This window comes from Pseudomonas putida (assembly GCF_028682635.1).
Classification (GTDB): domain Bacteria; phylum Pseudomonadota; class Gammaproteobacteria; order Pseudomonadales; family Pseudomonadaceae; genus Aquipseudomonas; species Aquipseudomonas putida_AE.
Window position 1 is genome coordinate 101,075 of record NZ_JANHLK010000021.1, and the last position, 7,195, is coordinate 108,269.

Below are 7,195 nucleotides of genomic sequence, written 5' to 3' on the forward strand. Positions count from 1 at the left end.
AGGGGGCGGCCGCACGCGGGGAGCGTCCGGCCAAGGGCTCAGAGCGCGTAGTGGGCCAGTTCACGAGCGATCAGCAGGCGCTGGACCTCGCTGGTGCCTTCGTAGATCTGGGTAATGCGTGCATCGCGGTAGTAGCGCTCCACCGGGTAATCCTCCAGGTAGCCATAACCGCCATGGATCTGCAGGGCGCTGGAGCACACGCGCTCCGCCATTTCCGAGGCGAACAGCTTGGCCTGTGAAGCTTCTGACAAGCACGGTTGCCCGGCACTTTTCAGGCGAGCGGCATGCAGCACCAGCAGGCGGGTAGCATTGAGCCGGGTGTGCATATCAGCGAGCAGGTTGGACACGCTCTGGTGTTCGATGATCGGCTTGCCGAACTGGATGCGTTCGCGGGCGTACCCCAATGCGGCCTCGAAGGCGGCGCGGGCAATGCCCAAGGCCTGGGCGGCGATACCGATGCGACCGCCTTCCAGGTTCGACAGGGCGATGGCCAGGCCCTTGCCGCGTTCGCCCAGCAGATTGGCCTCGGGGATAGAGCAGTTGTTCAGGGTCACCGCGCAGGTATCGGAGGCCTTGATACCCATCTTGTGTTCGCTGCGGTCAACCACGAATCCGGGATTGTCAGTCGGCACCAGGAAGGCCGACAGGCCCTTCTTGCCCAGTTGCGCATCGGTGACGGCAAAGACAATGGCCAGCCTGGCGCGCTTGCCGTTGCTGACGAACTGCTTGGCGCCGTTGATGACCCATTGGCCGTCGCGCAATTCGGCGCGAGTACGCAGGTTGTGGGCTTCGGTGCCGGCCTGTGGCTCGGTCAGGCAGAAGCAGCCAATGGCCTGGCCGCTGGCCAAAAGCGGCAGCCAGTCGTCTTGCTGGGATGGGCTGCCATATTTCAGCAGAGGACCACAGCCGACCGAATTGTGGATGCTCATCAATGCCCCGAGGGCACCGTCGCCGGCCGAAATTTCCTCTACGGCCAGGGCGTAGGCCACATAGTCGGTGTAGCTGCCACCCCAGGTGTCCGGCACCACCATGCCCAGCAGGCCCAGTTCACCCATCTGCGCTACCACGGCGTCATCGATCCAGCCGGCCTTTTCCCAGCCTTGGGCAAACGGGCCGACTTCGCTGCGGGCGAAGTCGCGTGCCATGTCGCGGATCATGCGTTGTTCTTCGGTCAATTCGATATCGTGCATTGCGAGTCTCCTGCCGATCAGGCGGTACGAAGGGGTTTGCCAGCGGCCGGGCGAAAGCCGCTGAAGAAGGCCTGCACCCGCGCAGGTACCAGCTCCGCCAGGGTTGGCGGGTTCCAGCGTGGGGTCTTGTCCTTGTCGATGATCAGGGCGCGCACCCCCTCCATCAGGTCGCCCTTGTCGAACCACTGATAGTCCAGGTGCAGTTCCAGGGAAAAACAGTCGGCCAGGCTCAGGTACCGACCGCGACGCAACAGCTCCAGCGTCGTCGCCATTGCCAGCGGCGAGCGGCTGTCGAGCAGCTCGACCGTCTGTTCGGCCCACTCGCGTAGCTCGGGACGCTGCTCGCGCTGCAGGGCGTTGCGAATCGCCGGCACATCAGGCAGGGCGAAGTATTCATCGATCACCTGGCGATAGGCCTTGAGTTCCGATCCGGCAATGCGCTCGGTGGCCAGGCTGGCGAGCAGGTCTTGCAGGTCTTCGTCGGGCGCACGGGTCCAGTTCAGATGATCCAGGGCGGCATCCAGTTCGACCAGCCGCTCGCTGGGCAGACAGTAGTCGGCCAGGTTGGCATAGAGCGCATCGGCGGCACGTACCTGGCAGCCCGTAACCCCCAGATAGATACCCAGCTCACCCGGAAGGCGCGGCAGGAAATAGCTGCCGCCGACATCGGGGAAAAAGCCGATGCCGACTTCCGGCATGCCCATCCGCGTGCGCTCCGTGATCACCCTCAGCGAGGCAGCCTGCGCCAGGCCCATGCCGCCGCCGAGGACAAAACCGTCCAGCAGCGCCAGCACCGGTTTGGAATAGCCATGCAGGTACTCGTCGAGGGCGTACTCTTCCTCGAGGAACAGCTCGTGCAGGTTGTCCCCGGCCTTGTGACTGTCATACAGCATGCGGATGTCGCCGCCGGCGCAGAAGGCTTTTTCCCCGGCGCCACGGATGGTCACGGCGACAATCTCCGGGTCCTGTTCCCAGACCCACAGGTGCCGGCATAGCAGTGTCACCATGGGCAGGTCCAGGGTGTTCAACGCGCCTGGTCGATTCAGCGTCAGGTGACCGATTCGATTGCGCACACTGGCCAGCACTGGTGCTTGCTGCTCGTTCATGCCTGGGCTTCCCCACGGAACAGTTTGATGATGGCGGAGAAGTCCAGACCGCCGTTTCCTTGCAGGCTGAAGGTCTGGTACAGCTGCTGGGCTGCAGCACCGAGCACCACCGGCTGACGCGCCTGTTTGGCGGCTTCGGTGGCGAGGCCCAGGTCCTTGAGCATCAGGTCGGTACCAAAGCCACCACTGTAACCACGCGAGGCCGGAGCATTTTCAAGCACGCCCGGGAACGGATTGTTGATCTCAGAGCTCCAGCAGCGACCGGTGGAGGTACCGATTACACCGGCCAGCACCTTGGCGTCCATGCCCAGGGCCACACCCAGGGCCATGGCCTCGGCGACGCCGACCATGGAAATGCCGAGCAGCATGTTGTTGGCAATCTTGGCCACCTGGCCGTTACCTGCTGCGCCGCAATGCACGATGTTCCTGCCCATGGCCGAGAGGATCGGCAGGGCCTGGTCGTACACGCTGACCGGGCCGCCGACCATGAACGTCAGGGTGCCAGCCGTCGCTCCGCCGGTGCCGCCGGAGACCGGCGCGTCGAGCATCGGGTTGCCTTGGGCAAGGGCGAATCTGGCCACCTCGCGGGCACTTAGCGGGTCGATGGTGGAACTGTCGATCAACAGCACGCCTTGGCCAATATTGGCCAACAGGCCGTCCTTGCCGCGATAGACCTGCTTCACATGGTCTGCGGTTGGCAGCATGGTGATGATCACTTCAACCCCGGCCTTGGCCACGCCGGCGGGTGAGTCCGCGGCGCTGGCGCCAGCCTCGACCAGGGCGGCGACTGCCTGCGCAAAGGGATCGAAGACGGTCAGGCTGTGGCCAGCCTTGAGCAGGTTGCGGGCCATTGGGCCACCCATGTTGCCGAGGCCGAGAAATCCGATATGCATGATGACTACCTTTTGCGTGTGGCGACGCGCTGTTGCGCATCGACCAGTAATGTCTGGCATTGCACCGTTCAGCTCCTGGCCGGCCGACGTTGTGCGCCGGCCGGCTGGGATCATTTCAGGGTGATGGTGGTGTTCACCGTACCGCCGGTGTCATCTTCGTCGAACCAGCGCTGGGTGACCGTCTTGGTCTGGGTGTAGAAGGTCACCACTTGCTTGCCGTAAGGGCCCAGGTCGCCGAGCTTGGACGCGCGCGAACCGGAGAAGGAAAACAGCGGGACCGGTACTGGAATCGGCACGTTGATGCCCACCTGGCCGACGTCGATTTCTTCCTGGAAGTGACGGGCAGCGGCGCCGGAGCGGGTGAACAGGGCGGTACCGTTGCCATTCGGGTTGGCGTTGATGATCTCGATCGCCTCGCTCAGGCTGGCGGCCTGCATGACGCACAGCACCGGGCCGAAGATTTCCTCGCGGTACACGGACATTTGCGCAGTGACGCTGGAGAAGATGGTCGGGCCGACGAAATTGCCGTCCTGGTAGCCGGGCACGCTCGGGTTGCGTCCATCGAGTTCGAGCCTGGCGCCTTCTTCGATGCCGCTGGCGATCAGGCTGTTGACGCGATCCAGTGCCGCGCAAGAGATCACCGGGCCGATGTCAGTGCCAGGTTCGGTGCCGGCATTGATCTTGAGGGTTTTGGTCCGCTCGATCAGGTCCGGCAACCAGCTCTGCGCTTCACCCACCAGGATCACCACTGGCAGGGCCATGCAGCGCTGGCCGGCGGCGCCGAAGGAGGCGCCCAGCAGGTTGTTCAACGTCTGCTGCTTGTTGGCATCGGGCAGGACGATGGCATGGTTCTTCGCGCCCATCATGCACTGTGCGCGCTTGCCGTTCTGGGTGGCGCGGTTGTAGACATGGGTGCCGACCTTGGTCGAACCCACGAAGGACACGGCCTTGATGTCCGGGTGGTCGCAAATCAGGTTCACCGCATCGACGCCACCATGGATGACGTTGAGCACTCCCTTGGGTACACCGGCCTCCAGCGCCAGTTCAACCAGGCGCATGGTCACCAGTGGGTCTTGCTCGGACGGCTTGAGGATAAAGGTGTTGCCGGTAGCGATGGCCATCGGGAACATCCACAACGGGATCATCGCCGGGAAGTTGAACGGGGTGATGCCGGCGCACACGCCCAGCGGCTGCATCAAGGTATAGGTGTCGACACCGTTGGCGACGTTGTTGGCCAACTCACCCATCTGCAGGTTACCGATGGCGGTGGCGTGCTCGACCACCTCCAGACCGCGGAACACATCACCTTCGGCATCCGGCAGGGTCTTGCCCTGTTCGGCGGTGAGCAGGGCGGCCAGTTCCTTGATGTTCTCGCGGATCAGCTGCTGGTACTTGAAGAAGATCCGGGAGCGGGCGCCGATCGGCGTCTTGCGCCAGGTCTTGAACGCTTCCCTGGCGCTGGCCACGGCAGCGTCCATTTCCTCGGCGGTGGCGAAGGGCACGCGAGCCAGGACTTCCTGGGTCGCCGGGTTGACCACGTCGCGCCACTGAGTGCTGCGTGATTCGACGAACTCGCCGTTGATGAGAAGCTTGACGCTTGGAATGCTGGAAGAGGTCATTTTCAGTTCTGCCTACTTTCTTTGGGTCGAGTTAAGCCACTCGGCCTGGATGGCCGAGCGGTCGGAATTGAATTCAGGAGGGCCGGCGTACCGGCCCGGGTTCAGCCCTTGAGCTGTGGGAAGTCTTCTTCGAAGTACTCTTGAGCGCCGCGTGCATCATTCTGGCGGCGCTGCACTTCCATCTGGCGCAGTTCTACCCGGCGGATTTTCCCGGAGATGGTCTTGGGCAGTTCGCTGACGAATTCGATGCGCCGCACCCGCTTGTACGGCGCCAGATGCTCGCGGGCGAAGGCGAGGATACTGCCGGCGAGCTCAGCGCTGCCGGGTTCGTCATGGGCCAGGATGAGGAAAGCCTTGGGCACGGCCAGGCGAAGCGGATCGGGGCTTGGGACCACGGCCACTTCCATCACCGCCGGGTGCTCGATCAGCGCGCTTTCCAGCTCAAAGGGGCTGATGCGGTAGTCGGAGGCCTTGAACACGTCGTCGGCGCGCCCGACAAAGGTGATGTAGCCCTCGGTGTCGATCTGCGCGGTGTCGCCGGTGCGGTAGTAGCCGTCGCGCATCACTTCGGCGGTTTTTTCCGGGCTGTCCTCATAGCACAGCATCAGGCCAAGTGGACGCACGTCCAACGGCAGGGCGACTTCGCCCTCATTGCCGGGTACCCCGTCGGGGTCGAGCATGGTCACCCGGTAGCCCGGCAGCGGACGGCCCATGGAGCCGGGTTTGAGCACCTGGCCGGGGGTGTTGCCGACCAGGGCGGTGGTTTCCGACTGGCCGAAGCCGTCTCGCAGCGGCAAGTCCCAGGCATGCAGGATCTGCTCGATGATCTCCGGGTTGAGTGGCTCACCGGCGCCCACCAGTTCGCGCAGGCACAGGCGCGCCTTGTAACTGGCCAGGTCCTCCTGGATCAGCATGCGCCACACGGTCGGCGGGGCGCACAGGCTGGTGACGCCGTAGCGCTCCAGGGTGCCGAGCAGGGCCGGGGCACTGAAGCGCGCGACATTGTGGATGAAGATGCAGGCGCCGGCGTTCCAGGGGGCGAAGAGGCAGCTCCAGGCGTGCTTGGCCCAGCCCGGTGACGAGATGTTCAAGTGCAGGTCACCCGGTTGCAGGCCGATCCAGTACATGGTCGACAGGTGGCCCACCGGGTAACTCTGGTGGCTGTGCAGCACCATCTTCGGCTTGGAGGTGGTACCGGAGGTGAAGTACAGCAGCATCGGGTCGGTGGCCAGGGTGCGGCCTTCGACGTCGAACTGCTCGGAATACTCGCTGGCGGCGCTGTGCGGGGTCCAGCCAGCGGGGGCCGGGCCGACGCAGATGCGACTGCAGCCGTCACCCAGGCCGACGAACTTGTCGACATGGGCGCTGCCGACCACCAGATGACGAACCTGGCCGCGCTCGATGCGGTCGCCCAGGTCATCGGGGGTCAGCAGGGCGGTGGCGGGGATAACCACGGCGCCAAGCTTGAAGGCGGCCAGCATGGTTTCCCACAGGGCGACGTCGTTGCCGAGCATCAGCAGGATGCGCTCGCCGCGGCGCACACCGAGGGCACGCAAGTGGTTGGCCACCTGATTGGAGCGTGAGGCCAGTTGCTGGAAGCTGTAGCGCTGCTCGCTGCCGTCTTCTTCGACGATCCACAGGGCGTTGGCCTGGTTGCCCTCGGCCATGGCATCGAAGTAATCCAGGGCCCAGTTGAACTCGTTCAGTTGCGGCCAGCGGAAGTCACGCACGGCAGTGGCGTAGTCGGTACGGTGGGCCAGCAGGAAATCGCGAGCGGCGAGGAAGGGTTGGCAGTTGCTGTTCATTTAAGTCTCCATCGATCGCGGGGGCGATCGGCGCGGTAACGGGTACGGGATGGTCAAGCGGCGAGGGGGGCTTCGCTGCGGGCAGCAATGCGTACCGGACGCGTGCAGGTACCTGAGAGCGGGGAGACGATGGCAAGCATGGATGTTTTCACGGTGGATGCCCTTGTTTGTTTTTGTTGGGTCTGGCCCGGTTCAAGACCAGGCGCTTGGGTTCAGTATATGCATGCAAAAATCAATTAAAAATGCTCATAATCACCGGTACGTTGTGCAAAAAAATCATAGCTGTGGCGCGTTGGATGGGAGGCCGTTCGCACTGTCAGAGAATGCGAGCGGCCCCGTCTGGCGGGGGGTTACCAGAGCGCCAGGGTATAGCTGACGATCAGGCGGTTTTCATCCAGGTCGCTGCCAAAGTGGGTCGAGCGAACCGTCGCGTTACGCCATTTCACGCCGACGTTTTTCAATGCACCGCTTTGCACCACATAACCAATGTCGGTATCGCGTTCCCATTCCTTGCCTTGCGGGCGGTTGCTGCCCAGATCGATGTTGTCGCCGGTGAGGTAGCGCGTCATGAAGGTCAGGCCT

Annotated in this window: 6 protein-coding genes; all 6 read right to left on the minus strand. The window is 63.7% G+C overall.

Translation table 11 applies throughout. The features are described 5' to 3' along the window. Window positions 1-38: 38 nt before the first annotated feature. Window positions 39-1,190, minus strand: coding sequence for an acyl-CoA dehydrogenase family protein (locus NPS56_RS23085; protein ID WP_274076770.1), 1,152 nt, complete (start codon window positions 1,188-1,190; stop codon window positions 39-41). A 17-nt stretch (window positions 1,191-1,207) separates the two neighbouring features. Next, window positions 1,208-2,296 carry an enoyl-CoA hydratase/isomerase family protein gene (locus NPS56_RS23090; RefSeq protein WP_274076771.1) on the minus strand — a complete coding sequence of 363 codons (1,089 nt, stop codon included), beginning with the start codon at window positions 2,294-2,296 and terminating at the stop codon, window positions 1,208-1,210. Continuing rightward, complete coding sequence (gene mmsB, locus NPS56_RS23095) at window positions 2,293-3,189, minus strand: 3-hydroxyisobutyrate dehydrogenase (protein ID WP_274076772.1); 897 nt, start codon at window positions 3,187-3,189, stop codon at window positions 2,293-2,295. The genes NPS56_RS23090 and mmsB overlap by 4 nt, the downstream gene beginning before the upstream one ends. A 110-nt stretch (window positions 3,190-3,299) precedes the next feature. Further along, window positions 3,300-4,808, minus strand: coding sequence for a CoA-acylating methylmalonate-semialdehyde dehydrogenase (locus NPS56_RS23100; protein ID WP_274076773.1), 1,509 nt, complete (start codon window positions 4,806-4,808; stop codon window positions 3,300-3,302). A gap of 101 nt (window positions 4,809-4,909) precedes the next feature. Next, the gene (locus NPS56_RS23105) at window positions 4,910-6,613 is read right to left on the minus strand and encodes an AMP-binding protein (protein ID WP_274076774.1); all 1,704 of its coding nucleotides are present in this window, start codon (window positions 6,611-6,613) and stop codon (window positions 4,910-4,912) included. 350 nt (window positions 6,614-6,963) lie between these two features. Next, on the minus strand, window positions 6,964-7,195 hold a 232-nt coding region (locus NPS56_RS23110), incomplete at its 5' end, for an OprD family outer membrane porin (RefSeq protein ID WP_274076775.1).

Excerpts from the sequence above, each read along its gene's own strand:
- NPS56_RS23100 (WP_274076773.1), bottom strand. The coding sequence starts at position 4,808 with ATGACCTCTTCCAGCATTCCAAGCGTCAAGCTTCTCATCAACGGCGAG.
- mmsB (WP_274076772.1), bottom strand. The coding sequence starts at position 3,189 with ATGCATATCGGATTTCTCGGCCTCGGCAACATGGGTGGCCCAATGGCC.
- NPS56_RS23090 (WP_274076771.1), bottom strand. The coding sequence starts at position 2,296 with ATGAACGAGCAGCAAGCACCAGTGCTGGCCAGTGTGCGCAATCGAATC.
- NPS56_RS23085 (WP_274076770.1), bottom strand. The coding sequence starts at position 1,190 with ATGCACGATATCGAATTGACCGAAGAACAACGCATGATCCGCGACATG.
- NPS56_RS23105 (WP_274076774.1), bottom strand. The coding sequence starts at position 6,613 with ATGAACAGCAACTGCCAACCCTTCCTCGCCGCTCGCGATTTCCTGCTG.